This is a genomic window from Flavobacterium enshiense, from assembly GCF_022836875.1.
GTDB lineage: Bacteria > Bacteroidota > Bacteroidia > Flavobacteriales > Flavobacteriaceae > Flavobacterium > Flavobacterium enshiense_A.
This window is the reverse complement of sequence record NZ_CP090376.1, coordinates 1,864,586-1,889,703: the sequence shown is the minus strand read 5'-3', so window position 1 is coordinate 1,889,703 and position 25,118 is coordinate 1,864,586. Positions and strand designations below refer to the sequence as shown.

Sequence of the window (25,118 nt, the reverse complement as noted above, 5' to 3'; positions counted from 1 at the left end):
CTGAAAACTTAAATATGACTGCGAGTGATTACTAAAAAATAGTTATCTTTGAAAAATCTTTAAAAATAAATGCAATTCAAACATCCCGAAATTCTGTATTTCCTTTTTTTATTGGTAATACCAATTTTGGTGCATTTGTTTCAATTACGACGCTTTAAAACCGAATATTTTACCAATGTTCGCTTCCTGAAAGAACTTAGCATTCAAACGCGAAAAAGTTCGAAAATCAAAAAATGGCTTTTATTGGCAACCCGTTTGCTCCTGCTGGCATGTTTGATTATTGCTTTCGCCCAACCGTTTTTTAAAGCAAAAGACAGTCAGCATTCCGGGAACGAAATGATTATCATCCTGGACAACTCCTTTTCCATGCAGGCCAAAGGAAGCCGTGGCGAATTATTAAAACGTTCTATTCAGGAGTTATTGGAAGACACCCCCGGCGACCAACGTTTTTCATTGGTAACCAACACCGAAACTTTTTGGGATACCGATATCAAATCAATCCAGAAAGACCTGCAAAACCTTCAATACAGCTCTACTCCTTTTCAACTGGATTTCCTGTTGACCAAAATCGAAACCAAAAAGCACAATGTGCCTAAGGATATTTTCGTCATTACCGATGCCGTTAACGTGCAATCAAAGAATCTTGAAAAACTTAGTGAGAACTCACCGGTTTATTATTGGATTCCATCTGCAGAACACAAAAACAATGCGAGTATTGACGGGGTTTCCATATCAGGCCAATCGGAAACGTTTTATGAAATAAAGGTTGACGTAAAAGGATTTGGCGAACTGGAAAAGGATATTCCGATGTCGGTTTACAACGGAAAAAACCTGGTGGCCAAAACAGTGGTAAAACTGGAAGACAATAAGAAATCAGTTCAATTTAATTTACCCAAAAAGGACTTCCATGGATATGTAGCCATTGAGGACAATAGCCTGAATTACGACAATTCCTACTATTTCAGCATATCTAAGCCTGAAAAATCAAACGTTATTGTCATCGGCGAAAGCCAGAAAAACAATTTCCTTTCCCGAATTTATACTCCTGATGAATTCAATCTCATAACAACAGAACTCAACGGACTGGATTACAACGCAATTGAAAAACAAGATATTATTATCTTGAATGAAATCAAAGACATTCCGCAGGCATTAACCACTACGCTAAAAGCTTTTTATGAAAAAGGCGGTAACGTGGTTTTGATTCCGTCCGCAGAAAGTACAACTCAAAACCTGAACGCTTTTTTAGGTAATTTCAGTGGTATTCAATTCGGCTCTCTTCAAAATCAGGAAAAACAGATTACGAAAATTGCATTCACTCATCCGTTATACCAAACCGTATTCGAAAAAAGAACTGATAATTTTCAGTATCCGAAAGTAAACGCAGCATTTAGCGTAAACAGCAAAGCTTCTCCCGTTTTAAGTTATGCTGACCAATCATTTTTCCTGGGTTCGGCAACCAATAAAATAGGAAACTTATACGTTTTCTCGGCTCCGATAAACAAAACAAACAGTAATTTCCGGAATTCGCCATTGATCGTTCCTACTTTCTTTAATATGGGACAAAACGACCAGAAAACAGGTATTTCAGCATTTACCATTGGTGAAAACCAAAATTTAGTTCTAGACGCATTATTATCTAAAGACGAAGTTGTTACCATTGCAAATGACAACTCCGATTTCATCCCGATGCAGCAAATCCTAAACAACAAAATCAAATTGACTTTTGGTGATTATCCGGAGCAATCGGGTAATTTCTCTGTGATGAAGGGCAAAGATGTGATGAAAAAAATCAGTTTCAACCATCCCAGAACCGAAAGCAACCTGAGTTTGACAAACGACAATATATTTGATAATTTTACTTCCGTTACTTCTGTGGAAGCCGTTTTTAACGACATCCATTCGGCCCGAACCGGCAACGAAGTATGGAACTATTTTATACTGGCAACACTACTATTTTTAGTACTCGAACTACTGATACAAAAATTCGTAAAATGAACGTAATTTTAAAAAACACAACCATTATCGATAAAGAAAGTGCTTTTCACAATCAGAAAGCCGACATCAAAATTATCGACGGAATCATAGTAAAAATAGGTCAAAACCTTTCCAACGAAGATAACCTTGAAGAAATTGAATTAGATGACCTTCACGTTTCTCAAGGTTGGTTTGATGCATCGGTTTCCTTTGGCGAACCTGGATTTGAAGACCGAGAAACTATTGCGAACGGACTTTCAACAGCAGCAAAAAGCGGTTTTACCAATATCGCTTTACAGCCTAATTCTTTTCCTGTGATCGACAATCAATCGCAGGTGAGTTTCGTACTCAATAAAGCGAACGGATTCGCCACAAAATTACACCCTATCGGAGCTTTTACCAAAAACAGCGAAGGCACCGATTTGGCTGAAATGTTTGATATGAAAAATGCAGGAGCCGTTGCTTTTGGAGACTATAACAAGAATTCTGATAATGCTAATATATTGAAGATTGGCTTACAGTATGTTCAGGATTTCGATGGATTGGTACTGGCTTACTGTCAGGATAAAACCACCAGAGGAAACGGAGTGGTTCATGAAGGTTTGGTAAGCACACGCTTAGGACTAAAAGGAATTCCGGCTTTGGCAGAAGAACTTGAAATTGCCAGAAACTTGTTTTTATTGGAATATACGGGCGGAAAAATGCATATTCCAACTATATCATCAGCTCAATCAGTAGCAATGATTAAGGCTGCAAAAGCTAAAGGATTGAATGTTTCCTGCAGCGTTGCGGTTCATAATTTAGTCTTGACTGATGAAGTTTTAACCGGATTTGACACAAGATATAAAGTTACACCGCCTCTACGTGATGAAAACCACAGAAAAGCATTAATTGAAGGTGTTTTAGACGGCACAGTTGATATGATTACTTCTGACCATAATCCGTTGGATATCGAGCACAAAAAAATGGAATTTGACAATGCCAAAAACGGAACCATCGGATTGGAAAGTGCTTTCGGAGCGCTGCAAACCGTGTTACCTTTGGAAATCATTATTGATAAATTAACCAGCGGGAAAAACGTTTTCGGAATTGAAAAAATCGCAGTAAAAGAAGGAAACAAAGCCTCACTTTCATTATTCACTCCAAACGGAAATTGGGAATTCGGTAAAGAAAATATCCTTTCAAAATCAAAAAACTCGGCATTTTTAGGACAATCTATGAAAGGAAAAGCATTCGGAATCTACAATAACAGCCAATTAATTTTAAACTAGTCGCCATGGAAAACAATTCTGTAAAAGAAGGAAAAACTACCGCTATAATAAGTTACATCACTATTTTGGGAAGCATTATTGCTATTTTCATGAATATGGAACCCAAAAATCCGTTTGCCGGTTTTCATATCCGTCAAGCTTTCGGAATTAATATCACCTTCTACGTATTGGGTTATTTTGTAGGCAATTTTGACAGTTGGATGGTTTCCGGAGCATTTTATATTTTCTTTTCCGTACTTTGGATTTACGGCTTAGTAGGAGCAATTCAGGGGGAAATGAAAGTCATCCCGTTATTAGGCGAGTATTTCCAGAAATGGTTTAAAAATTTAGCATAACATGAATTTATCATTATATCATCTCGTTAGAGAACCAAAAGTTAAAAAAGAAAAAAATCCTTTACTGTTATTACTACATGGTTATGGAAGTAATGAAGAAGATCTGTTCTCCTTCGCGCAGGAATTACCGGAAGAGTACTTTGTGATTTCGGCAAGGGCGCCCTACCCACTTCCGCCTTATGGGAATGCATGGTATGCGATTCATTTTGATGCGGATGAAAACAAATTTTCCGACAATGATGAAGCCAGAGCTTCCCGTGACTTAATTGCCGGATTCATAGACGAATTAGTAGCTAACTACCCTATAGATGCGGAAAATGTAACTTTGATTGGATTCAGTCAGGGTACCATTTTAAGTTATTCGGTAGCGCTTTCCTATCCAGAAAAAGTACAACGAGTGGTAGGCTTGAGCGGCTATCTAAATTTTGATATCCTTCAGGAAAACTATCTAAACAACAATATCGGAAAGCTGAAATTCTTCATTTCACACGGAACAGCCGATCAAGTAATCCCTGTAGACTGGGCCAGAAAAGCACCAGAATATTTAAAAAGCCTGGGAATGGATGTCGTATATAAAGAATATCCTGTTGGTCATGGCGTGGCTCCTCAGAATTTTTATGACTTTAAAAATTGGTTAGAAAACAATAAATAAAAAAAGCTCCATACGGAGCTTTTTTTATTCACCGGTATCACTGCCGGTTATTTTCTTCTCTATAGCAGCAGCCGAAACATATTCTATCTGATTGCCTTTTTTAAGAACATAGCCTTTTTGGGCTTCCAGTTTCCAATCATCTTTAACATAAGGATCTGCTTCATTTTCCCGTTGTAACAAAATGGATTTTTTAGAATCCGGTAAAAACAATTCGGCGACAGATTTTTCTTCATTAAAGATAACATAGGCGTTTAATGTCGCCTGTTCTCCATCAACATCTATTGTGTCTGCAGAGGAATGGTAGGGAGTCAATCGAAAACCTTCTTCAAAAACACGAATGCAACCGTTTTTGGTTTGCGACCAAACATACCCAGCCGAAGTCACACATCCTTTTTCATCTTTATCAGTCCCTAGCACTACAGGCTTTGGCTCCAGTAAAATTTCACCATCTTTAGAATGATCCTTAAGAATAAGATCGCAGGAAGTAAACAGCATAACTGCAAAGATTATTGATAAAGCTGATTTCATATCAAAAAAATAATTAAGTAATGACTAATTTACTACAAATTTATTGGACAGGAGCGGTATTGGCATGTAAAATCGTTTCGACAGTTTCAAAATCGGTTGGTTTATTTTCGTTTACGAAATATTTGATTAAAATTTCGCCACGAAGCTTTCCGCAATAAAAATCTGCAATAATCCATCGGTGATTCAATAATTTGATTTTATTGATAATGAATTTATTACCATCAATCGGATCATAAGGAATCAAAGGATTACCGTTTGGTTTCTCGTTTAATGCCAGCACTTCGTTTTTAATTTTTTCTGTCAGTTCCGGAATGCTGTAATTCTCAAAATAATTAATCGATTCATCGTCCATTTCCAGAGAGAAATAATTAGCATCAACCATCTGATTGTAAAGGATATTGGATGAATCCCTTACCATTTTGGTTTTTGCCTTTGCATTTTCAATTTCTTTGCTTTGTGTTTTAAGTATTTTTGTTGAATTCATGTACTGAAACACATTGAACAACAAGGATAAAATAAATAAATATAAAACTGCTCTTTTCATTTTTAAATAGTAATTTCTAAATTATCGTAGGCCAAAAACACATTTTTAGGCAATTTTTTCTCCACTTCCGCATGGAAACCTAACAGGTGGCTTATGTGTGTTAAATAAGCGCGTTCCGGCCGTATCAAATCTATAAAATCCAAGGCTTCCTGCAAATTAAAATGTGTCGCGTGCGGTTCTTCCCTAAGCGCATTGATTACCAATACCTTAACCCCTTTCAGCTTTTCAATTTCGGGTTCATCGATGGTTTTCACATCCGTCAAATAGGCGAAATCTTCTATTCTAAATCCAAAAACCTGTAAACTTCCATGCCAGACCGAAATTGGCTCTGCCATTTTATTTCCAATCAAGAAGGGTTTATTATTTTCAATTTCATTTACAATAACAGACGGAGCTCCTGGATAACGATTTTCGGTTTCAAAAATATAATCGAAGCGCTTTTTTAGACTTACAAGAACTCTATTCTGCGCAAAAATAGGCAAGGCTCCTTTTCGGAAATTAAACGGGCGGATATCATCCAGACCCGCTGTATGATCAGCATGCTCATGGGTGAACAGTATTCCGTCAATCGAAAGGCATTTTGAAGCCAGCATCTGTTGTCTGAAATCAGGTCCGCAATCAATCACATAAGAGTAATCCTCCCAATGAATCCACACTGATACGCGCAATCGTTTATCTTTAAAATCGTCGCTCAGACACACCGAATGATGACTGCCGATTACGGGAATACCCTGCGAAGTTCCGGTTCCTAAAAAATATACTTTCAAAATTGTATGGTTTTTTACAAAAATAGGATTATTTATCTTTTGTAAAAATAGCTATTTTACTAACTTTGTCAATATAACATGGAATCATTATGAATTTAAGCGGCGAAATTAAATTAAAAGGAGATCGCGAAATTGAAGTTATACCCGCTAGTGCAGATAAAGCACTACGAATAAACCTCAACAAAAACATCTACGGGACCTTTGCTGAAATTGGAGCCGGACAGGAAACAGTGAGACACTTTTTCCGTGCCGGGGGATCTTCCGGTACTATTGCGAAAGCCATGTCCGCCTATGATAAAGATTTTAGTGATGCCATTTACGGCGTGGAAGACGATGGTCGTTATGTTACTGAAAGCCGTCTGCGCAAAATGCTTTCGCATGAAACTCGTCTAATTGAAGAACGTTTGAATCGTGAAAAGCATCCGGACAAAATGTTTTTCAGTTATGCGAATACCGTAACAACCATCGACTTTGCAAAACAATTTAAAGGCCATGGTTGGGTTGGTATCAAATTCCAGGTTGAACCCAATGAAGAATACAACGAAATTATTCTTCATATTCGATTTAAAGAAAACGATTCCAAATTACAACAGGAAACCCTTGGTATCTTAGGAGTAAACCTTATTTATGGGGCATTTTACAAATATAACGACCCAAGAAAGTTATTGCGTTATTTATATGACCATTTGGATAAAGACCAATTGGAAATCGACACCATCAATTTCTCCGGCCCTCGTTTTAAAGATGTAGACAACCGAATAATGAGTCTGCAATTGGTCAAAAACGGAATGACTGATGCAGTTATGTTTGGCCCTGACGGAAATAACGTACTGCCGGCTGCTGTACTATACAAGAAAAACATTTTGGCACTTCGAGGAAGTTTCCGACCGGTTACCAAGGTAAACATGGACATGTATGAGAAATCATTGGAAATGTTCCTTCAGGAGAAAAAAGTGGAAAAAGAAAATGCTTTAGTAGTTTTTGAAATCACTTTGTCTAATTTACGTTCTGAAGGGGAAATTGACGAACTAGATTTTATGGACAGAGCCGAATTACTTTGTTCCTTAGGTCAAACCGTAATGATTTCAAACTTCCAGGAATATTATAAAGTGGTTGAATACTTCTCAGAATACACAAAAGCCCGTATGGGATTAACCATGGGAGTAAGTAATCTGATTGACATTTTCGACGAAAAATATTACCGTCATTTAAGCGGGGGGATTTTGGAAGCTTTTGGTAAATTGTTCTACCGCGATTTAAAAGTGTTCTTATATCCGATGGAATCTGAAGATGGTGAAATCCTCACCTCCCAAAATCTGAAAGTTCATCCGCGTATGAAAGAATTGTACAAATTCTTTGCCTACAACGGAAAGGTACTTGACATTACCGATTTCGACAAGGATCACCTTAAAATCTTCTCTCGTGAAGTACTGAAAATGATAAGCAAAGGAAAAAAAGGATGGGAAGACATGCTGCCGGAAGGTATTGCCGAACTCATCAAGAAAAAAAATCTTTTCGGTTACAACGAAGAAACCATTTTAGAAGAAAACACAACAAAATAAAAAAAGAAAAGAGGAAGCATATTTACTTCCTCTTTTTTATATGATGCAATTTGATTAACCTAAAATCTGAGCAGTATGCGCCTTAGTTTTAACATTTGAAATAACATCTTCTATTATTCCGTTTTCATCAATAATAAATGTAGTTCGGTGAATGCCGTCAAACTCTCTTCCCATAAATTTCTTTGGCCCCCAAACCCCAAATGCTTCAATTACTTTTTTATCTTCATCAGCCAAAAGCGGAAATGGAAAATCGAATTTATTCTTAAATTTCCCCTGAGCCTTCTGACTATCAGCGCTAACTCCTAAAAGCACATAATTATTTGAGATAAAACGGTCATAATTATCCCTTAAATCGCAGGCTTCAGCAATACAGCCCGGTGTATTCGCTCTTGGATAGAAAAAAACCACCAATTTCTTTCCGGTATAATCGGCTAATGAATGCGATATACCGTCCTGATCTAACCCTGAAAAATTTGGTGCCTTATCTCCTTTTTTTAATGTTGTCATAAATGTATCTTTGTTGGCCGTAAAAGTAATCAAAATGACTAAAGAAGAAAAGGTAGCCTTCGTTATAGAAACATTAAACGAAATTTATCCTGAAATCCCTATTCCTCTTGACCATAAAGACCCTTATACACTGCTTATTGCTGTTTTACTTTCGGCACAATGCACCGATGTTCGGGTAAACCAAATTACGCCTCTTTTATTTGCAAAAGCAGACAATCCTTATGACATGGTTAAACTTTCGGTGGAAGAAATTAAGGAAATCATTAAACCTTGCGGACTTTCGCCAATGAAATCAAAAGGAATCTATGGCTTGTCGCAAATATTGATCGAAAAGCACAATGGAGAAGTTCCGCAGAGTTTTGAAGACCTGGAAGCTTTACCGGCGGTCGGACACAAAACGGCAAGCGTGGTGATGAGCCAGGCTTTCGGCGTACCTGCTTTTCCGGTCGACACACATATCCACCGATTGATGTACCGCTGGAATCTGACCAATGGTAAAAATGTACAGCAAACGGAAAAAGATGCTAAACGCATTTTCCCACGTGAACTGTGGAACGATCTACATCTTCAGATTATTTGGTACGGAAGGGAATATTCACCGGCACGCGGTTGGAACTTAGAAAAAGACATCATCACTAAAAGCATCGGCAGAAAATCGGTCCTGGACGAATACTACAAGAATAAATAAAAAATGTCCCGAAATTTTCAATTCCGGGACATTTTCCTAATTAGCAATATTCTCAAAAGTTAAATCACCCACCTTTGTAATACTCAATGCCTTAGAATAGTTGAGCAAAAAATTAACAGTTTCCTTTTTAGGTGACATTTTTGGATTTGCTTTTTTCTTTTTAGAGTAGAGTTTTGCCATTGCTTCAGTATGAATTATAAAAGAATAACGCAACTCACCTATAAATATTGTTTAATTGGTTAAAATTATTTGATTTTTCTCAATCACTTTTCTCAAGTTCATTAAGGCATAACGCATTCTTCCTAAGGCAGTATTAATACTTACCCCAGTCAAATCTGCTATTTCCTTAAAACTTAAATCGTCATAAATACGCATTACCAAAACTTCACGCTGATCGTCTGGTAATTCACTGATTAAACGCTGTAAATCAACCTCAACCTGCTCCGTGATTATTTTGCTTTCAATATTCGGACTGTTGTCTGTCATAAGAGAGAAAACTGAAAACTCCTCTGTATCTCTATTGAAAGGCATTTTCTTTGTCTTTCTGAAATAATCCACGATCAGATTGTGGGAAATACGCATCACCCACGGTAAAAACTTACCTTCTTCATTGTAGTTTTTTGTCTTTAAAGTCTTGATGACCTTAATAAAAGTGTCCTGGAAAATATCTTCGGTAACATCTCTGTCCATTACCTTAGAATAGATAAATCCGTAAATTTTTGATTGGTGTCTCTCAATTAATGTAGCTAAAGCATTTTCATCTCCGCCTACATAATTTTTTACGAGGACTGCGTCCGGAAGTACAACATTGGCCGTCATAATACTTTTTAGTTTTTGGTTTGGGAATTAATTCTAAAAAAGTATTTTTATACGATAGGCAAATGCTTTATAAATTATTGTTAACCAAATATAGTAATAAATGTTTTTATCCTACAAATAATAATTTAAAATTTAACATTTGGCAACACAATAATTTTAAAAAAATAAATGCACAGATTCAAACAATAATTTTCAAAATCAATACATAAATAAAACCCATATCGTTTTTAATACTAATAATACCGAAACAAATTCCTCAAAATTTGGTTTTTAGCTATCTTTGCATTTCACCCACATTTTTCTATGAAAACTGACATCACAACATTAGAGCCAAAGAAAAATATTATCATAAAAGGAGCGCAACTTCACAACCTTAAAAATGTGGATGTTGCGATTCCGAGAAACAAACTTGTGGTTATTACTGGACTTTCAGGTTCCGGAAAATCAAGTTTGGCTTTCGACACTCTTTATGCTGAAGGACAGCGTCGTTATGTTGAAAGTTTGTCTTCCTACGCCCGTCAGTTTTTAGGACGACTTGACAAGCCAAAAGTTGATTATATAAAAGGAATCGCACCGGCCATTGCCATCGAACAGAAAGTAAACACAACTAATGCGCGTTCGACCGTTGGAACTTCAACCGAAATTTACGATTACCTTAAATTGTTATACGCCAGAATAGGCAAAACCTTTTCCCCTGTTTCAGGCAACGAGGTTAAAAAACAGACGGTCAGCGATGTTATTGCCGAAGTTCAAAATTTCGATTTGGAAAGTAAATGGCTGCTGCTCGCCCCTATCCATTTAGAGGAAGGAAGAGCACTGGAAGACAAGTTAAAAGTATTACTGCAACAAGGTTTTGCACGTATTTTGGTCGACAATGAAATGGTTCGTCTGGATGAAATCGACCAGCATTCGCTTGATAACAAAGATGTGCTTTTAATCATTGACCGAATCATCGTAAAAGAAGAAGAGGAATTTTACAACCGATTGGCAGATGCCGTGCAGACAGCATTTTATGAAGGAAAAGGCGAATGTTACCTGCAGGAATTAAATTCAGAAAGACGATTTGTTTTCAGCAATAATTTTGAATTGGACGGAATCACATTTCTGGAACCAAACATCCACTTGTTCAGTTTTAACAATCCGTATGGTGCCTGTCCGAAATGCGAAGGCTATGGAAACGTTATAGGCATCGATGAAGAATTGGTAATTCCTAATACAGCACTTTCCGTTTATGAGAATGCCATTTACCCTTGGCGTGGTGAAAGCATGGGCTGGTACAGAGATCAATTGGTAAACAACAGCCATCATTTCGATTTCCCGATTCATAAACCTTTTTTCGAATTATCAAGCGAACAGAAGGCTTTAATCTGGCACGGGAACAGCTATTTTGTAGGATTGGATGCTTTCTTTCATGAACTGGAAGAGAAAAACTACAAGATTCAAAACCGTGTGATGTTATCGCGTTACCGCGGAAAAACCAAATGCAATGTCTGTAAAGGTAAACGATTGCGTCCGGAAGCAAATTACATACAAGTAGACGGAAAAACCATTTCTGATTTGGTGGATTTACCAATTAAAAACCTGATTGAATTCTTTAAGAGATTGACTTTGTCCGAATACGATGAAAAAGTTGCCAAACGTCTTTTAATTGAAATCAATAACCGTTTGCGCTTTTTGGACGAAGTCGGATTAAATTATCTGACGTTAAATCGAAATTCGGCAACGCTTTCAGGTGGTGAATCACAGCGAATCAATCTGGCCACCTCATTAGGAAGCAGTTTGGTGGGATCCATGTATATTTTGGACGAACCGAGTATTGGATTGCATCCGAAAGACACGGAAAGACTAATAAAGGTCTTAGAAGATTTACGCAATTTGGGTAACACCGTAATTGTGGTGGAGCACGACGAAGACATAATGAAAGCGGCCGACATGATTATTGACATTGGTCCGGAAGCAGGAACTTTTGGGGGTGAATTGGTCGCACAGGGAACTTACGACGAAATCCTGAAAGCCGACACACTTACCGGAAAATACCTTAGCGGAAAAATGGAGATTGAAGTTCCGAAAAAACGCCGACAATTCAAAAATCATGTGGATGTAATCGGAGCACGCGAAAACAACTTAAAAAACATCAATGTTACTTTTCCTTTAGAATGCTTAACGGTAATTACCGGAGTTTCAGGAAGCGGAAAAAGTACGCTGGTTAAAAAAATATTATTCCCGGCCATCCAGAAAAAACTGGAAGGTGTTGGAGAAAAAGCAGGTCAGTTTACAGAATTGGCAGGAAGTTTTTCCCAGTTAAAACACATCGAATACGTAGATCAGAACCCGATTGGAAGAAGTTCGCGTTCCAATCCGGTAACGTATATCAAAGCTTATGATGACATTCGGGATTTATTCTCAAAACAGCAATTATCAAAAATGCGTGGCTATCTTCCAAAACATTTTTCCTTTAATGTGGAAGGCGGCCGCTGTGAAACCTGTAAAGGTGATGGTGAGGTAACCATCGAAATGCAATTTATGGCCGACGTACATCTGGAATGTGAAACCTGTGGCGGAAAACGTTTCAAAAAAGAAATTCTGGAAGTTAATTATGAAAACAAAAACATCGATGACATCCTTACGATGACCATTGATGATGCGATTGCGTTTTTCAGTGAGCATAAACAAACCAAAATCACTCAAAAGTTGCAACCGCTTCAGGATGTTGGTTTGGGATATGTACAATTGGGCCAATCCTCTTCTACGCTTTCCGGCGGAGAGGCACAGCGTATCAAATTGGCATCGTTTTTAGTTAAGGGAGCAACTAAAGAAAAAGCCTTATTTGTATTCGACGAACCAACAACCGGATTGCATTTTCACGACATCAAAAAATTATTGGCTTCGTTTGACGCATTAATTGAGAAAGGACATTCTATAATCGTGATCGAACACAATCTGGATTTAATCAAATGTGCTGATTACATCATAGACATCGGTCCGGAAGGCGGTGAAAACGGCGGAAATCTGATTGCTTTCGGAACACCTGAGGAAATTGTCAAAAATTCCAAATCCATAACAGGAAAATACCTAAAAGAAAAACTATAAGAAAAGACCTCTAAATTGAGGTCTTTTCTATTATTCAATAACTATTTTTCTCGCAATCCTTTTTTGATCAGTTTCCAGTACTCCTAAATACACTCCTTTACTGAAATGTGAAACATCTATGGTTTCTATTTGTTTCGCATCCAAAATAGAATCTTTATAAACTTCTTTACCCTGAATATCAGTCAACGAAAATGTATAATTGTTTTTCGGTAGTGTACCCAGATTAATATTCAGCTTTCCTTTTGTGGGGTTCGGAAAGAAACTGATTTGAAAATCGGCATTGTACTCATTAGTGGAAAGCGTCGTGCCTGCTTTTGCAAAATGCATCATGGCACCTGCTGCTGCTTTTGAAATATTGTACACATAAAGTGGATCCATGTTAACGAGTAAATCAGTAGTCGTATGCCTATGTGAGCTTTCATTCTTTTCAAAGAAACCGGTAATCACTTCATCATTATTCTCAAACGGCATATAATCGGAGGCGTAAGCGTAATTTAAAAACGTATTTAACGGGGAATACAACCCAACACACATAATTAGTTCGCTAGTAATAGTATTAGATGCTGCATTGTTAGATGTTGGGCTTCCTGTATCCCGTTCACAGGTAACGGTGTTGTTCACCATACCCGCTACACCCCCTACTTCATCAATATTGAACACTAATTTAATATCCATTTTAGGAGTGGTCCCATTAACGACAGAAGACACATAATGCTGACTTCCGTATAATCCATCTTCTTCCCCGCTGAAATTGATAAATTTAATAGAATATTCTGTCGGAATACTTTGCAGTAAACGTGCAACTTCAAGAAGAACAACTGTACCACTGCCATTGTCGTTTGTACCGGTCCCGGTAATCGAGTCATAATGCCCGCAAATAATTACATAAGTATTCGGATAAACGGTTCCTACTTTTGTCAGCACTAGGTTTTTACAAGTAACTCCAGAATACGAATAGGAGTCTTCCACCATTTGTCCAGCGGCGTAGCCATAACTTAAATACTTGTTCTTTAACCAATCTAAGGTATTTTGCAGTGCAGAGGTTCCTTTTTGCTTCACACCAAGGGCTTCATATTGGATCAGATTATTGGTAATATTGGCCTGTGATGCCTGATTGGAAACATCGGCATATCTTTGAATGAAAGTCTGTGCAGCGGTGGTTTGCAGACTGCCAATCACAAATAAAACTAATGCGATTTTTCGTTTAAAAAATTTCATTTATCTATCAACTCCAGTTAAGTTAGTTAGCTTTGGTTTACGAATTTATCAAACTATAACAATTCACTTTTTTTCATATTTTTTCATTTCATCCCTAAAACCTCTAAAAAAGCATACCGTTTAATTCACGAATTTCTTCCATATTCAAGAAAAATAATATTTTTTACAAAGCGCACAAATCTAACAATCAACAACTTACAAAACAACTTTTCATCATTAAAAATACCGACTCCTTTTTTGGCACGCAAATTGGTCTTCGCTTATCAAATAAAAATCTGAATAAAATCAGAAACGTGGAAACCGAAAAACGTTACGAGTAGGTAAACTATTAAAATTATTGTATTATGAAAAAAATTACTCTTTTAGTAGCCAGTGTATTTCTGGTAGGAAGTATGGCTCATGCGTCAGAAAACCCTGTTTTTTCTGATACAAACGGAAAAGGTCCTCGCCACACTGCAGATTACAGAAATGCAGAACCAATCGTGTTTATGGAGCGTGGAATCGAGTTTTATGTTTTCCCTGACGGACAATTTGATTTCAACACACGTCCATCCAGACCAAAACATGCAACCGCAAACACAACCTATGGAGCACCCGGTGCACGCACCTCAAGTCGTTATGGCCCGGCAAACTATGGTGTCCGAGTAGAGCATGACAACTTCGGCAGGGTAAGACGTATCGGAAACGTATTTATCAATTACGATGGGGTCAATAGGGTAAAACGTGTAGGTTCCGTATATATGAGATATAACAGTTTTGCCCTTTCTCAAGTTGGAGGTCTGCGAATCCTATACAACAGAAGAGGTCACATCATCGATGTAATCGGTTTTGTAAACGGATGGAGCCATGGATATGCTTATAATCCCTACACATACAGCGGAAATGATTATAACGATACAGATTATGGATACGACAGTGGTTCAGGATATAATGAGGACGATTATTATTACTACAAAGCAGATGGCACAAAAGCCAAAATGACTGAAGAAGAAAGCGATGACGTTAAAAAAGACGAACAGTCCGTAATGGAAAAAAACAAGAGAATATAGTTGAATAAATTTGGTTGGTTAAGTTTGGTTAAATTTCCCGCTGAGCAGCAATGTGAAGCGGGATTTTTTATTGCAGTAAACTAGCCAATTCTTTTGTCAGGTTCTTGCGGCTGTATTGTTGCAGCCCCACAGGATAAACTTTTAAATTAGTCTCCAAAAACAAATTAAAATAACTCAAAATGGTTTCTTTTACTTTTTCTTTTTCATCATACAGAACAAAAACACCTGTATTGGTTTGTTTGAGAATTACAGAGAAATCGGCATCTTCCGGTCCAATAGCCAGGATTGGCCTTTCAGAAACCATATACTCAAAAAGTTTTCCGGGAATGATACTTTTTGTTTCTTCCGAATTAATTTCTACAAGCAATAGAACCTGGGATTTTCGTTGATGTTCCAAAGCTTCCTGATGGGAAACATAGCCAAGATTATTTACATAACCGGCCAACTGAAATTCAGCGATGGCATCCAAAACTTCTTGGCTCACAGCTCCGATTAACTTTAGTTCGAAGTACTCCCTGAACTTGTCATTTTCATGAATCAATTCATGAAGTGCTTTCCATAAAATTCTCGGGTTCCGATCGGATAAAAACGAACCGATATGCGCTAAAGTGAACTTTTCATCCAAAGTTTGCCTACCCACATTCTCAACATCATATCCATTGGTGATAACATGAATCGGTTTTGCGGTGATGGACTCAAACTCTTTTTTGGTGGTTGGACTCGTCACTAAAAGAAAATCGGCTCGATTCATAACTTCAGATTCCAGCATTTTATGTTTTTTTGCAGATGAAGCTGATAATTTCAATGCTTTATGATAACCAATGGTTGTCCACGGATCACGAAAATCAGCAATCCATTTTACATTTAGCTTTTCTTTTAATTCTAAACCAATTAAATGCAAACTATGAGGCGGCCCCGTAGTAATTATAGTCTCAATTCCGTTTTCTTGAATATATTTTGACAAATAGGCTACTGACGGTTTTACCCACAAAACCCTAGCGTCAGGAATAAACAGATTTCCTCTTACCCAGAGCAGCATTTTTTGAAGAAAGGATTGCTTTTTTTGATTTGGAATGATTCCCGAACTGATTTTTTTAGTGCTTTTTTTAGAGAATAACGAAGCCCAAGCGTAAGGCTCTACAATTTTGTTTTTAAGAATCGTTACATTTTCAGGAACGTCAGCCAATAGTTTTTCGTCCAATAACGGATAGGTTGGATTCTCCGGAATGTAAACAATGGGTTCGATGCCAAAATCGGGTAAATACTTCACAAACTTTAACCAACGCTGTACGCCGGGTCCACCCGCAGGCGGCCAATAATACGTTATGATGAGTACTTTTTTCATATTATAGTTTTGAAATCATCAAGCCTCCCCAAGTTGCTGCTAATCCTAAAAACAAACTTAAGCCTATGTACAAAAAAGCAGTTCCGTACTGATTTGCATTAAGTAACTGTATGTTTTCATTTGAAAACGTTGAGAAAGTTGTATAACCTCCGCAAAAACCCGTTACCATAAAGAATTTCAAATCAGGATTGGTTACATTATTTTTTTCCATCCAACCCAAAAACAACCCGATGAGAAAACATCCTAAGACATTGGTTACAAAAGTTGCATATGGAAAAAACAATTGAGTATATTTATTAATCCATTGTGCTGTCAGGTAACGAAAAACACTACCTAAACCACCTCCTATCGCTATTAATAAAATAGTTCTCAATTTATTTTCGAAACTAATTAAGCGTCATTTTTCTTCTTCATTTTCGTAAAAATTCCGAAACCTACAAACACTAACATTCCAATGAAACTGAACAGTGAAATCATACTTCCCGTTTGTACCACTTTCGGTTGGAATTTGAATTCAATCGTATGTTTTCCTGCTGGTACATTTATTGCTCTCAATACATAATCAGCGCAGAAAATATCGGTTTCTTTACCGTCAATAGTAGCAATCCAACCTTTAGGATAATAGATTTCAGAGAAAACCGCTACCCCATTGTTTGTATTGCTTGAGGTATATTTTAAGTAATTCGGTTTATAAACATTCAATTTAATTGTAGCCAGACTGTCTTTTACAAATGAAGTTGTCTTTACCGCCCCGGCAAAATCCTTCTGATTTACAATAGCAGCATTCTTCGTATCCAGCTTATCCAAAGCCTTCATTTCCTCATCGGCTGAATTTACCAGTTTTACTTCGCTTACAAACCATGCATTTCCATTTACATTCGGATTCTGCATTGGAACATCCTGTCCTTGTTCGTCTTTCTGAATGATGTATTTTACATTCAGCATGTTCAATACACCGATATTATTTTTGGCAATCTGATAATCAAACAACTGCTGCATTTTTCTTGGTTTGGCCGCATGATAGCCTCCAATCGATTTATGAAAATAAGAAGCCCTTGCGCTCGACATATTCCCATCTACTTCAAACACTCTGAAATGAGTTGTGTCACTCAAAATCTGTTGATCTGCCGGAGTCGCTTCGAACGGAATATCCGCTTGACGGGCAGAAACAAAACTATCGTTGTTTACATAATTTTTATCTACAAAGAACAAATCTCCTACCATTAAAACCCCAACAATAATCACTGTTGTCAGTTCCGATACTTTATTTTTGATGAAGAACCATAACGTTCCAACTGTCAAAATAATCAATATTGCCGAACGCATTAAATCGGAAGAATACATTTCCTGACGCTGCTCTTTCAACGCATTGATAAATGGTGGCCCCATCTCTCCGTACATTTGCAGGTACATACTGTCACTTCCCCCTGTAAAGCTGAACATTCCTTTACATATAAACAGTAAAACAACAATTCCCAACACAGTTGCTGCCGACATCCAAAGTGCCTTGAAACGGGCTTTTTCTTCTGCATTGAAGAAAGCCTGCATTCCTAAAATTGCCATAATCGGCATACACAATTCCAAAATTACCTGAATGGAAGAAACTGCTCGGAATTTGTTGTACATTGGCACAAAATCGATGAAGAAATCGGTTAAAGCCGGGAAGTATTTTCCCCAAGACAATAGCAATGAAAGTACAGCTCCCGCTAAAAAGGCATATTTAATTTTTCGTTTGTCGATGAACATTCCCAAAACAAACAGGAAGAACACTATCGCTCCAATATAGGCCGGTGCAGCAACAATTGGCTGATCACCCCAATAAGTTGGTACTGCAGAAGCGAAATCTTTAGCTTCAGTTGGAGATGCTCCCTGTCCTAATACAAATTCGTACATAGGAGAACCTTCCCCAACGTTTTCATGATTGGAACCTCCAAATAAACGCGGTGCGATTAAATTCAAGCTTTCAGCGATTCCGTAACTGTATTCTGTAATGTACTCATAAGACATCGCATTGTTGTTTTCTGCCTTTTTTCCGTCGGCAGAAAATGTTAACTCACTGTCGTTACGGGTTGAATATTTTGCATATTCTGAAGTTGTCATTATGTTAGTTGCATTAGCACCAACTGCCAGAATTCCGGCGATAATGAAAATACCGAAAGCTTTCCAAAGTCCTTTAAAGTCCTTTTCTCTTAAATATTTAATTTTATAATATACAGTAATCACCAACAACAAAAACAACAGATAATAAGTCATCTGGAAGTGATTCGCATTGATTTCAAAAGCGGCGGCTATCATAGTAAGCAAACCTCCGGCAATATATCGCTTCTGATAAACCATAATGACGCCCGCAACTACCATAGGCATATAAGCGATCGCATGGGCTTTGGCATTATGTCCTACACCCAAAATAATTATCATATATGTTGAAAAACCAAATGCGAGGGCGCCGAAAAAGGCTTTGAGATTATCAACCTTTAAAGCTTTGAGCAAAATGAAAAATCCGATAAAATACAAGAAGAGATAATCAGCCGGACGCGGCAGAAAACGAATCAGATTATCCAGTTGTTTGATATAATTGTGTGGGTAATTTGCCCCCAGCTGATAAGTTGGCATTCCACCGAATGCACTGTTGGTCCAGTAAGGTTCTTCCCCGGTTTCTTTTCTGAAATCGTTTTGCTCTTTTGCCATTCCGGTGTATTGAGCGATATCACTCTGAAACACTTTTTTACCTTGCATCACAGGATAAAAATAAAGAACGGAAATTACTGTAAAGCCGATTACGACTAATAAATAAGGGTAAATCTTGCTTAGGTTTTTCATGTTATTTTGCTTCAATTGGCTTAAAAATCAGGCTAAAATAACAATAAAAACCCTTTTAAAAAAAGAAAACGAATAACTCGGTGTTATTCGTTCTGCTTTAAACTATTCAATTTCTTCAAAATCAATATACTCGCCTACTTTCTTCCTCTCTTTGGGCATTTCGGCCTGAGAAGACGACTGCGTATTCGCTTGCGAATATTGCTGCTGATAATTTTGCTGTTGTTGTTTGAAATTCTCCTCAGCTTTTTTAACTACCTGCTGTAAAAAATAAGGAGCTAGCAATCGCATAACGAATTTTAATGCATAGTATATGAAAAGTATCCAAAATAATGCTTTTATCAAACCTGTAAATGATGCTGTTTCCATCGTCAAATAAATTTTGTCAAATTTAAGCAAAGCTACATTTAAAAATAAGATCTGTTTCTTAAAATAATAATAAAATACTATTTTTGGAGGACTGATATACGTTCAAACTTAAACAAAATAAGCAATCATGCTCCAATTAAAAACGAAACTTCTTGGTCTATTACTGATTACGTCGGGAATAGCAATCGCGCAACATACCGACGAAATTAATTCCAATCGCCCCGGAAAATCTTTTGGCGCCTTTTCGATAGGAAAAAAGGTCATTCAGGCAGAATCCGGAATTTATTACACCAAAGAAAAACACGATTTACAGGAATGGGAAGCCAAAGGTTTCGGATTGGACCTGGTGGTTCGTTATGGTGCTTTTTTGGAACAGCTTGAATTCATAGGTGAAATGCAATACCAGACCGACAAATACACATCACCTGTTTTAGACGAAAACAGAAACGGATTCAGGCAACTGACTGTTGGTGCCAAATATTTATTTTACGACCCATGGAAAAATTATAAGGAGAAAGTAAACGTATACAGCTGGAAGGCCAACCACAAATTCAAATGGAGAAAGTTATTGCCTGCGATTGGCGGATATGTGGGTGCAAATTTCAATGTTGGGGACAATCCTTACACATTCCCTACTGATCCCACTGTTAGCCCAAAAGTAATGTTGCTGCTGCAAAACCACTTTGGTAGCCGAACCGTGTTAACCACAAACCTTATCGCCGACAAAATCGCAACCGATTACCCTAGCTACGGTTATATTTTAACGCTAAGCCGAGGTATCAATGAAAACTGGTCTGTGTTTTTAGAAAACCAAGGATATAAAAGCGATTGGTATGCGGATTGTATTTTCCGTGGAGGAGCTGCATACTTAATAAAGAAAAACATGCAGGTAGATGCCTCTGTAGGAGCAAGTATTAAAGATACTCCTTCCATTTTTACCGGAGCTGTAGGGTTCTCATGGCGTTTTGACAAAAGCTACAAACCAATCGAAATCAAAGATGGGAAAGAAGTAAAAGGCGACACAAAAAACAAAAAAGTAGAAGAAGAGAAGAAAAAACGTTCCGACGAAGTACAATAATTTATGATTACAATAAAAGAAGTCAGTTCCCAAAAAGAACTAAAAGAGTTTGTTTTATTTTCTTTTGAAATTTTTAAAAACAACCCATATTGGATTCCGCCCATCATTGCTGATGAAATGGAAGGCTTTGACCGCACTAAAAACCCTGCTTTCAAAAATGCCGATGTACACTTTTATCTGGCCTACAAAGACAGCAAAATTGCAGGTAAAATAGCAGTCATCATTAATTGGGATGAAGTAAATCAATTAGGAAAAAAGAAAGTCCGTTTTGGTTGGTTTGATGTTATTGACGATATCGAAGTTACCAAAGCCTTGCTCGAAAAAGCCCGCGAACTGGGACAAAAACATAATATGGACCACATCGAAGGCCCTATGGGATTTTCAAATCTGGACAAAGTTGGCGTTCTGACCGAAGGCTTTAATGAATTAGGAACCATGATTTCCTGGTACAGCATGCCTTATTACAAGGAACATTTCGAAAAACTCGGAATGGTTACCGAAAAGGAATTCTACGAAAGCTGGTTTACCATGGATGCCATCAACCCAGAACCTTTCCAACGCGCAAGCAAAATGATTAAGGAACGCTACGGATTAAAAACACTTCATTTCAAAAAAAACTCAGATATCTTTCCTTATGTGGATCAGATGTTCGACTTATTTAATGAAGCTTATGCAAGTTTACAATCATTCGTTGCCATAAATGATGAAACCAAAGAATATTTCAAGAAAAAATATGTAAACTTCATTAATCCGGAATACATAAAATTCATTGTCGACAGCAACAATAAGATGATTGCCTTTACTATTGTAATGCCTTCGTATGAAGCAGCTTTACAAAAAGCCAAAGGCAAATTGTTCCCATTCGGTTTTCTACATTTATTAAATGCGAAAAAGAATTCCAGAGAAGTGGTTTTCTATTTAATCGGCGTACACCCAGAGTATCAAAACAAAGGAGTAACTGCTATCATTTTTGATGATTTTTATAAAGTCTTCAAAGAGAAAAAAATCCGAAAGTTTATCAGAACACCTGAATTGCTCGAAAATAACGCAATGCATAATCTTTGGAAAAACTTTGATCCAAAAATTCACAAAAGAAGAAAAACTTACAAGATGGATATTTAATCCCTTGTAATGATAAAAGAGTGGTTAAAACAATGACACCAAGACTGAAAAAATAACTATTGCATAAACTACAAGTAACATGGTTTCGGTACGGTCTTTTTTGAAAAGGGCTTTCATAGTAGGTAGATTTGTTCACCAAAAGTAAAACAATACACATTGTTATTTTTTGCGAACTTCTGAACAGTAACTTTAAGTTTACGAAACATAACATTCAGTTAACATAAAAAATCACTCATTGTTAAAAAACCATCCATTTGTTTAAAAATAAAAACCCATCCGCTGCCGGATGGGTTTTTATTTATTTATCTAACTAAGAAACAATTACGACACGTCTACCGTTGTTTCCTGAGCAATCTGCTTATAAATTCCGTTTACAAGTTTTTCACGGATTGCTTCGAAAGCTGATAATGTTTCCTCTATATCCTGCAGAGTATGAGATGCTGTTGGAATCATACGCAACAAAATAATACCTTTCGGAATTACCGGATATACCACAATCGAAAGGAAAATCCCGTAGTTTTCACGTAGGTCATTTACCATTACCATTGCTTCCGGAATAGAACCCTCAAGGTACACTGGCGTGATACAAGTATTAGTATCTCCGATATTGAAACCTCTCTCTTTTAATCCGTTTTGCAACGCATTTACGTTTTCCCAAAGTTTATCTTTGATTTCAGATGAATTACGCAACAACTCCAAACGTTTTAACGAACCGATTGTCTGGATCATTGGCAATGCTTTAGCAAACATTTGCGAACGTAAGTTGTATTTTAGATAATCGATAACATCCTTGTCTGCAGCTACGAAAGCTCCGATGTTAGCCATTGATTTTGCAAATGTTGAAAAATAAACGTCAATTCCTTCCTGACAGCCTTGCTCCTCACCTGCTCCCGCTCCTGTTTTACCAAGTGTTCCAAAACCATGTGCATCGTCAACCAACAAACGGAAATTATATTTCTCTTTCAATGCAACAATTTCTTTCAGTTTCCCTTGCTGACCACGCATTCCGAAAACACCTTCTGTGATGAATAAGATCCCACCACCAGTTTCTTCAGCCATTTTGGTAGCACGCTGAAGATTTTTCTCCATGCTTTCCAAATCGTTGTGCTTGTATGTAAAACGCTTACCCATGTGCAAACGAACACCATCAATGATACAAGCATGCGAATCAACATCATAAACAATGATATCATTTTTAGATACCAACGCATCAATGATAGACACCATTCCCTGGTAACCGAAGTTCAGCAAATAAGCCGATTCTTTCATTACAAAAGCAGCCAATTCGTTTTCCAGTTGCTCGTGATAATTTGTATGACCCGACATCATTCGGGCACCCATAGGGTAAGCCGCTCCGAATTGCATCGCTGCCTCAGTATCGGCTTTGCGCACTTCAGGATGGTTTGCCAATCCTAAATAATCGTTTATAGACCAGTTTAAAATTTCTCTTCCGTGAAATTTCATTCTTGGCCCTAATTCACCTTCCAATTTCGGAAACACGTAGTAACCTTCTGCCTGTGAAGCCCATTTTCCTAATGGACCCTTATTATTTTGTATTCTTTCAAATAAATCCTTAACCATAATTCAAAAGTGTATATTTCTGATTTTTAATCGCACCAAAAGTAATTATTTCTAGTTTTCTTTCATAAATAATTTTAAAAAAGATACCCTTGAAAATGTTTAATTTGTGAAAAAGCCGTAATTAAAATCTTCCGTTTGCCATTTATCTCCCAACAAGTATCAATACTCCTCATATTTAGCATAAACACCAAAGATTATTTCATGACATTCACTTTCAAAAACAATACTTATAAATTCTTCAGAACATTTCCGGCTTCATAAATCACAATACTGACAATCACCGATTTTAAAATTGATTTTTCATTCATCACTACTAACAATCAAACCAATTTATTTTATTCAAAAACAACACATCATAGTTATTTGGATATTGTATCCTTCTTTTTATAATTTTTAATTTCATTGAGACCTACCCTATGAAAACAAACCTTTTTATCTGGAATTACAGCATCAACCAAGAAAACAGGAGGTACTATAAGACATGCAAAAAAACCGAAACCGGTACCAAACAATCCCCACATATTACTGTAAAATTCTTTTGCTTCTGAATAGTAATGAGGCACAAGAAATAAATCCCCTTCTTTAATGACTGCTTTTTGAAACCTTCTCCCTACAACGGCTTTTTTGGAAGTTGAATTCTTTTTTTCATAAGATCCCATTTGAACTACAATAAACTCCATCTTTATTTTATTTTTTTTCAGTTTATACCTGCCATAGTTAGCAACCGCAGTATCCTTAACTGTGGAATCGACCGGGTCGCCACTTAAAACAACTTCATAAACCACACCATCAGGCATAAAACGGTAATAAAGATCAGAAACTTCCGGCTTCATCCTCCTGAAAGCCGAATTAATATAAATCGCATTCGTATCAATAACTAAACTGACATTTGCCATTGATTTGTTTTTATCCACTTTAAATTTGAACTGAGAGGTTGGTCTTGGCTTAGAATGAGTATTCAACACATAATGTTTTGTTCCGCAGGAAAGTACAAGAACATAAACCACCAACAAAAGGAAAACTTTTTTCATAAATCAATCTTTAAAAACAGTCGTCATGCATCTTACTCTATGCAAAAGATAAAAGGCTCACTTTTCCCTATAATCTTTAACATCTTCAAGATTTACCCTGTAAAAACAAACCTTTTCATCAGGAACTACCAAATCCACCAAGTAAACAGGAGTTACTACCATAACTGTAAATAGCAATAGGAAAGGGTTACCTCCTATTTCCCCTGCTTTTTTATAAAATCCTTTTGGCTCTACATAATAACTATCAGGTACCATAAATAAATTTCCTTCTTTAATTATTGCCTTGCTAAATTTCTTCCCTACAACTGATGGCCTATAAAGTGAATCTTTTGGTGTACCGGACTCAACTGTAACAACCATAAATTCCATTTTAATCCTATTTTTTTCAACCCTATATTTTCCATAATCTCCCATTGCAGTATCCTTTACAACAGCTTCTATAGGCTCACCTTTCAAAGCCACTTCATAAACTACTCCATTTGGCATAAAACGATAGCAAATACCAGTAATTCCAGGTGTCATTCTCTTGAAATTGGAACTAAGATAAATCACATTTGTATCAATAACAGAATTGATATTGGCGGTGGATTTCTTTTTATCAATCTTAAACTTATATTGTGAAGTTGGCCTTGGGTTATAATGCTTATTTAACACATAATATTTTGTCCCGCATGAAAATAAAAAAAGGGAAAACAACAACAAAAGGAAAGCTTTTTTCATACCAAATAATTTATTCGTTTAAAACCAAACGGTATTTTTCATTACTTA

24 protein-coding genes are annotated in these 25,118 nt (G+C 36.9%); 10 read left to right on the top strand and 14 right to left on the bottom strand.

What is annotated here, in order from left to right; translation table 11 throughout:
- The first annotated feature begins 69 nt into the window (after nucleotides 1–69).
- Genes LZF87_RS08370 through LZF87_RS08355 form a run of 4 tightly spaced genes read left to right on the top strand, consistent with a single transcriptional unit; the run spans nucleotide 70 to nucleotide 4,235 of the window.
- Entirely contained in the window at nucleotides 70–1,998 is a 1,929-nt protein-coding gene (locus LZF87_RS08370) for a vWA domain-containing protein (protein WP_244338449.1), read from the top strand.
- Complete coding sequence (locus tag LZF87_RS08365) at nucleotides 1,995–3,248, top strand: dihydroorotase (RefSeq protein WP_244338447.1); 1,254 nt, start codon at nucleotides 1,995–1,997, stop codon at nucleotides 3,246–3,248. The genes LZF87_RS08370 and LZF87_RS08365 overlap by 4 nt, the downstream gene beginning before the upstream one ends.
- A gap of 5 nt (nucleotides 3,249–3,253) precedes the next feature.
- On the top strand, nucleotides 3,254–3,583 hold the full coding sequence (locus tag LZF87_RS08360) for a DUF4870 domain-containing protein (RefSeq protein WP_244338445.1): 330 nt from the start codon (nucleotides 3,254–3,256) through the stop codon (nucleotides 3,581–3,583).
- Nucleotide 3,584: 1 nt separating this feature from the next.
- A complete protein-coding gene (locus LZF87_RS08355; protein WP_244338443.1) occupies nucleotides 3,585–4,235 on the top strand; it encodes an alpha/beta hydrolase in 651 nt (216 codons plus the stop codon).
- Nucleotides 4,236–4,259: 24 nt separating this feature from the next.
- Here the strand turns inward: LZF87_RS08355 and LZF87_RS08350 are convergent, their stop codons facing one another.
- Genes LZF87_RS08350 through LZF87_RS08340 form a run of 3 tightly spaced genes read right to left on the bottom strand, consistent with a single transcriptional unit; the run spans nucleotide 4,260 to nucleotide 6,074 of the window.
- Nucleotides 4,260–4,763, bottom strand: a complete 504-nt coding sequence (locus tag LZF87_RS08350) for a hypothetical protein (protein WP_244338441.1) — start codon at nucleotides 4,761–4,763, stop codon at nucleotides 4,260–4,262.
- A gap of 40 nt (nucleotides 4,764–4,803) precedes the next feature.
- Nucleotides 4,804–5,307: a hydrolase gene (locus LZF87_RS08345; protein WP_244338439.1), complete on the bottom strand. Its 504-nt coding sequence runs from the start codon at nucleotides 5,305–5,307 to the stop codon at nucleotides 4,804–4,806.
- A 2-nt stretch (nucleotides 5,308–5,309) separates the two neighbouring features.
- Entirely contained in the window at nucleotides 5,310–6,074 is a 765-nt protein-coding gene (locus LZF87_RS08340) for an MBL fold metallo-hydrolase (RefSeq protein WP_244338437.1), read from the bottom strand.
- An 89-nt stretch (nucleotides 6,075–6,163) separates the two neighbouring features.
- On the opposite strand from LZF87_RS08340, the gene LZF87_RS08335 reads away from it, so the two are divergent.
- Nucleotides 6,164–7,636 (top strand): TonB-dependent receptor, encoded by a 1,473-nt coding sequence (locus LZF87_RS08335; RefSeq protein WP_244338435.1) that lies wholly within the window; start codon nucleotides 6,164–6,166, stop codon nucleotides 7,634–7,636.
- Between the two features lie 54 nt (nucleotides 7,637–7,690).
- Here LZF87_RS08335 and bcp read toward each other — a convergent pair whose 3' ends face one another.
- Nucleotides 7,691–8,143 carry a thioredoxin-dependent thiol peroxidase gene (gene bcp / locus LZF87_RS08330; protein ID WP_244338433.1) on the bottom strand — a complete coding sequence of 151 codons (453 nt, stop codon included), beginning with the start codon at nucleotides 8,141–8,143 and terminating at the stop codon, nucleotides 7,691–7,693.
- A gap of 34 nt (nucleotides 8,144–8,177) precedes the next feature.
- Here bcp and LZF87_RS08325 point away from each other — a divergent pair, with 34 nt between their 5' ends.
- Nucleotides 8,178–8,831: an endonuclease III domain-containing protein gene (locus LZF87_RS08325; protein ID WP_244338431.1), complete on the top strand. Its 654-nt coding sequence runs from the start codon at nucleotides 8,178–8,180 to the stop codon at nucleotides 8,829–8,831.
- 36 nt (nucleotides 8,832–8,867) lie between these two features.
- Here the strand turns inward: LZF87_RS08325 and LZF87_RS08320 are convergent, their stop codons facing one another.
- Entirely contained in the window at nucleotides 8,868–9,011 is a 144-nt protein-coding gene (locus LZF87_RS08320) for a hypothetical protein (protein WP_023572132.1), read from the bottom strand.
- Nucleotides 9,012–9,062: 51 nt separating this feature from the next.
- Complete coding sequence (locus LZF87_RS08315) at nucleotides 9,063–9,650, bottom strand: RNA polymerase sigma factor (protein WP_244338429.1); 588 nt, start codon at nucleotides 9,648–9,650, stop codon at nucleotides 9,063–9,065.
- 303 nt (nucleotides 9,651–9,953) lie between these two features.
- Between LZF87_RS08315 and uvrA the strand changes: the two genes are divergently transcribed.
- On the top strand, nucleotides 9,954–12,740 hold the full coding sequence (gene uvrA, locus LZF87_RS08310; RefSeq protein WP_244338427.1) for an excinuclease ABC subunit UvrA: 2,787 nt from the start codon (nucleotides 9,954–9,956) through the stop codon (nucleotides 12,738–12,740).
- Between the two features lie 30 nt (nucleotides 12,741–12,770).
- Here the strand turns inward: uvrA and LZF87_RS08305 are convergent, their stop codons facing one another.
- Nucleotides 12,771–13,958, bottom strand: a complete 1,188-nt coding sequence (locus tag LZF87_RS08305; RefSeq protein ID WP_244338425.1) for a M28 family peptidase — start codon at nucleotides 13,956–13,958, stop codon at nucleotides 12,771–12,773.
- A 344-nt stretch (nucleotides 13,959–14,302) separates the two neighbouring features.
- Here LZF87_RS08305 and LZF87_RS08300 point away from each other — a divergent pair, with 344 nt between their 5' ends.
- Nucleotides 14,303–15,007 (top strand): hypothetical protein, encoded by a 705-nt coding sequence (locus tag LZF87_RS08300; protein WP_244338423.1) that lies wholly within the window; start codon nucleotides 14,303–14,305, stop codon nucleotides 15,005–15,007.
- Nucleotides 15,008–15,074: 67 nt separating this feature from the next.
- Here LZF87_RS08300 and LZF87_RS08295 read toward each other — a convergent pair whose 3' ends face one another.
- The 4 genes from LZF87_RS08295 to LZF87_RS08280 form a co-directional block, all read right to left on the bottom strand.
- Nucleotides 15,075–16,352 (bottom strand): glycosyltransferase family 4 protein, encoded by a 1,278-nt coding sequence (locus LZF87_RS08295; RefSeq protein WP_244338421.1) that lies wholly within the window; start codon nucleotides 16,350–16,352, stop codon nucleotides 15,075–15,077.
- Between the two features lies 1 nt (nucleotide 16,353).
- On the bottom strand, nucleotides 16,354–16,725 hold the full coding sequence (gene crcB / locus LZF87_RS08290; protein WP_244338419.1) for a fluoride efflux transporter CrcB: 372 nt from the start codon (nucleotides 16,723–16,725) through the stop codon (nucleotides 16,354–16,356).
- A 17-nt stretch (nucleotides 16,726–16,742) separates the two neighbouring features.
- The gene (locus LZF87_RS08285; protein ID WP_244338417.1) at nucleotides 16,743–19,172 is read right to left on the bottom strand and encodes a YfhO family protein; all 2,430 of its coding nucleotides are present in this window, start codon (nucleotides 19,170–19,172) and stop codon (nucleotides 16,743–16,745) included.
- Nucleotides 19,173–19,274: 102 nt separating this feature from the next.
- Complete coding sequence (locus LZF87_RS08280; protein ID WP_244338415.1) at nucleotides 19,275–19,538, bottom strand: DUF4834 family protein; 264 nt, start codon at nucleotides 19,536–19,538, stop codon at nucleotides 19,275–19,277.
- Nucleotides 19,539–19,665: 127 nt separating this feature from the next.
- Between LZF87_RS08280 and LZF87_RS08275 the strand changes: the two genes are divergently transcribed.
- Nucleotides 19,666–20,616: a transporter gene (locus LZF87_RS08275; RefSeq protein ID WP_244338413.1), complete on the top strand. Its 951-nt coding sequence runs from the start codon at nucleotides 19,666–19,668 to the stop codon at nucleotides 20,614–20,616.
- 3 nt (nucleotides 20,617–20,619) lie between these two features.
- Entirely contained in the window at nucleotides 20,620–21,738 is a 1,119-nt protein-coding gene (locus LZF87_RS08270; RefSeq protein ID WP_244338411.1) for a GTP cyclohydrolase, read from the top strand.
- Between the two features lie 321 nt (nucleotides 21,739–22,059).
- Here LZF87_RS08270 and LZF87_RS08265 read toward each other — a convergent pair whose 3' ends face one another.
- From LZF87_RS08265 to LZF87_RS08255, 3 genes are all read right to left on the bottom strand, one after another.
- Nucleotides 22,060–23,319, bottom strand: a complete 1,260-nt coding sequence (locus tag LZF87_RS08265) for an aminotransferase class I/II-fold pyridoxal phosphate-dependent enzyme (protein WP_244338409.1) — start codon at nucleotides 23,317–23,319, stop codon at nucleotides 22,060–22,062.
- A gap of 359 nt (nucleotides 23,320–23,678) precedes the next feature.
- Nucleotides 23,679–24,350, bottom strand: coding sequence for a hypothetical protein (locus tag LZF87_RS08260; RefSeq protein WP_244338407.1), 672 nt, complete (start codon nucleotides 24,348–24,350; stop codon nucleotides 23,679–23,681).
- A 57-nt stretch (nucleotides 24,351–24,407) separates the two neighbouring features.
- The gene (locus tag LZF87_RS08255; protein ID WP_244338405.1) at nucleotides 24,408–25,070 is read right to left on the bottom strand and encodes a hypothetical protein; all 663 of its coding nucleotides are present in this window, start codon (nucleotides 25,068–25,070) and stop codon (nucleotides 24,408–24,410) included.
- Nucleotides 25,071–25,118 lie beyond the last annotated feature (48 nt).

What these genes read in the sequence shown, in the direction of transcription:
- LZF87_RS08335 (WP_244338435.1), top strand. Translation starts at nt 6,164, where the DNA reads ATGAATTTAAGCGGCGAAATTAAATTAAAAGGAGATCGCGAAATTGAA.
- LZF87_RS08255 (WP_244338405.1), bottom strand. Translation starts at nt 25,070, where the DNA reads ATGAAAAAAGCTTTCCTTTTGTTGTTGTTTTCCCTTTTTTTATTTTCA.
- LZF87_RS08355 (WP_244338443.1), top strand. Translation starts at nt 3,585, where the DNA reads ATGAATTTATCATTATATCATCTCGTTAGAGAACCAAAAGTTAAAAAA.
- LZF87_RS08305 (WP_244338425.1), bottom strand. Translation starts at nt 13,958, where the DNA reads ATGAAATTTTTTAAACGAAAAATCGCATTAGTTTTATTTGTGATTGGC.
- LZF87_RS08295 (WP_244338421.1), bottom strand. Translation starts at nt 16,352, where the DNA reads ATGAAAAAAGTACTCATCATAACGTATTATTGGCCGCCTGCGGGTGGA.
- LZF87_RS08265 (WP_244338409.1), bottom strand. Translation starts at nt 23,319, where the DNA reads ATGGTTAAGGATTTATTTGAAAGAATACAAAATAATAAGGGTCCATTA.
- LZF87_RS08280 (WP_244338415.1), bottom strand. Translation starts at nt 19,538, where the DNA reads ATGGAAACAGCATCATTTACAGGTTTGATAAAAGCATTATTTTGGATA.
- LZF87_RS08370 (WP_244338449.1), top strand. Translation starts at nt 70, where the DNA reads ATGCAATTCAAACATCCCGAAATTCTGTATTTCCTTTTTTTATTGGTA.
- LZF87_RS08315 (WP_244338429.1), bottom strand. Translation starts at nt 9,650, where the DNA reads ATGACGGCCAATGTTGTACTTCCGGACGCAGTCCTCGTAAAAAATTAT.
- LZF87_RS08360 (WP_244338445.1), top strand. Translation starts at nt 3,254, where the DNA reads ATGGAAAACAATTCTGTAAAAGAAGGAAAAACTACCGCTATAATAAGT.
- LZF87_RS08325 (WP_244338431.1), top strand. Translation starts at nt 8,178, where the DNA reads ATGACTAAAGAAGAAAAGGTAGCCTTCGTTATAGAAACATTAAACGAA.
- LZF87_RS08285 (WP_244338417.1), bottom strand. Translation starts at nt 19,172, where the DNA reads ATGAAAAACCTAAGCAAGATTTACCCTTATTTATTAGTCGTAATCGGC.
- LZF87_RS08270 (WP_244338411.1), top strand. Translation starts at nt 20,620, where the DNA reads ATGATTACAATAAAAGAAGTCAGTTCCCAAAAAGAACTAAAAGAGTTT.
- LZF87_RS08260 (WP_244338407.1), bottom strand. Translation starts at nt 24,350, where the DNA reads ATGAAAAAAGTTTTCCTTTTGTTGGTGGTTTATGTTCTTGTACTTTCC.
- LZF87_RS08300 (WP_244338423.1), top strand. Translation starts at nt 14,303, where the DNA reads ATGAAAAAAATTACTCTTTTAGTAGCCAGTGTATTTCTGGTAGGAAGT.
- uvrA (WP_244338427.1), top strand. Translation starts at nt 9,954, where the DNA reads ATGAAAACTGACATCACAACATTAGAGCCAAAGAAAAATATTATCATA.
- bcp (WP_244338433.1), bottom strand. Translation starts at nt 8,143, where the DNA reads ATGACAACATTAAAAAAAGGAGATAAGGCACCAAATTTTTCAGGGTTA.
- LZF87_RS08345 (WP_244338439.1), bottom strand. Translation starts at nt 5,307, where the DNA reads ATGAAAAGAGCAGTTTTATATTTATTTATTTTATCCTTGTTGTTCAAT.
- LZF87_RS08275 (WP_244338413.1), top strand. Translation starts at nt 19,666, where the DNA reads ATGCTCCAATTAAAAACGAAACTTCTTGGTCTATTACTGATTACGTCG.
- LZF87_RS08365 (WP_244338447.1), top strand. Translation starts at nt 1,995, where the DNA reads ATGAACGTAATTTTAAAAAACACAACCATTATCGATAAAGAAAGTGCT.
- LZF87_RS08320 (WP_023572132.1), bottom strand. Translation starts at nt 9,011, where the DNA reads ATGGCAAAACTCTACTCTAAAAAGAAAAAAGCAAATCCAAAAATGTCA.
- LZF87_RS08350 (WP_244338441.1), bottom strand. Translation starts at nt 4,763, where the DNA reads ATGAAATCAGCTTTATCAATAATCTTTGCAGTTATGCTGTTTACTTCC.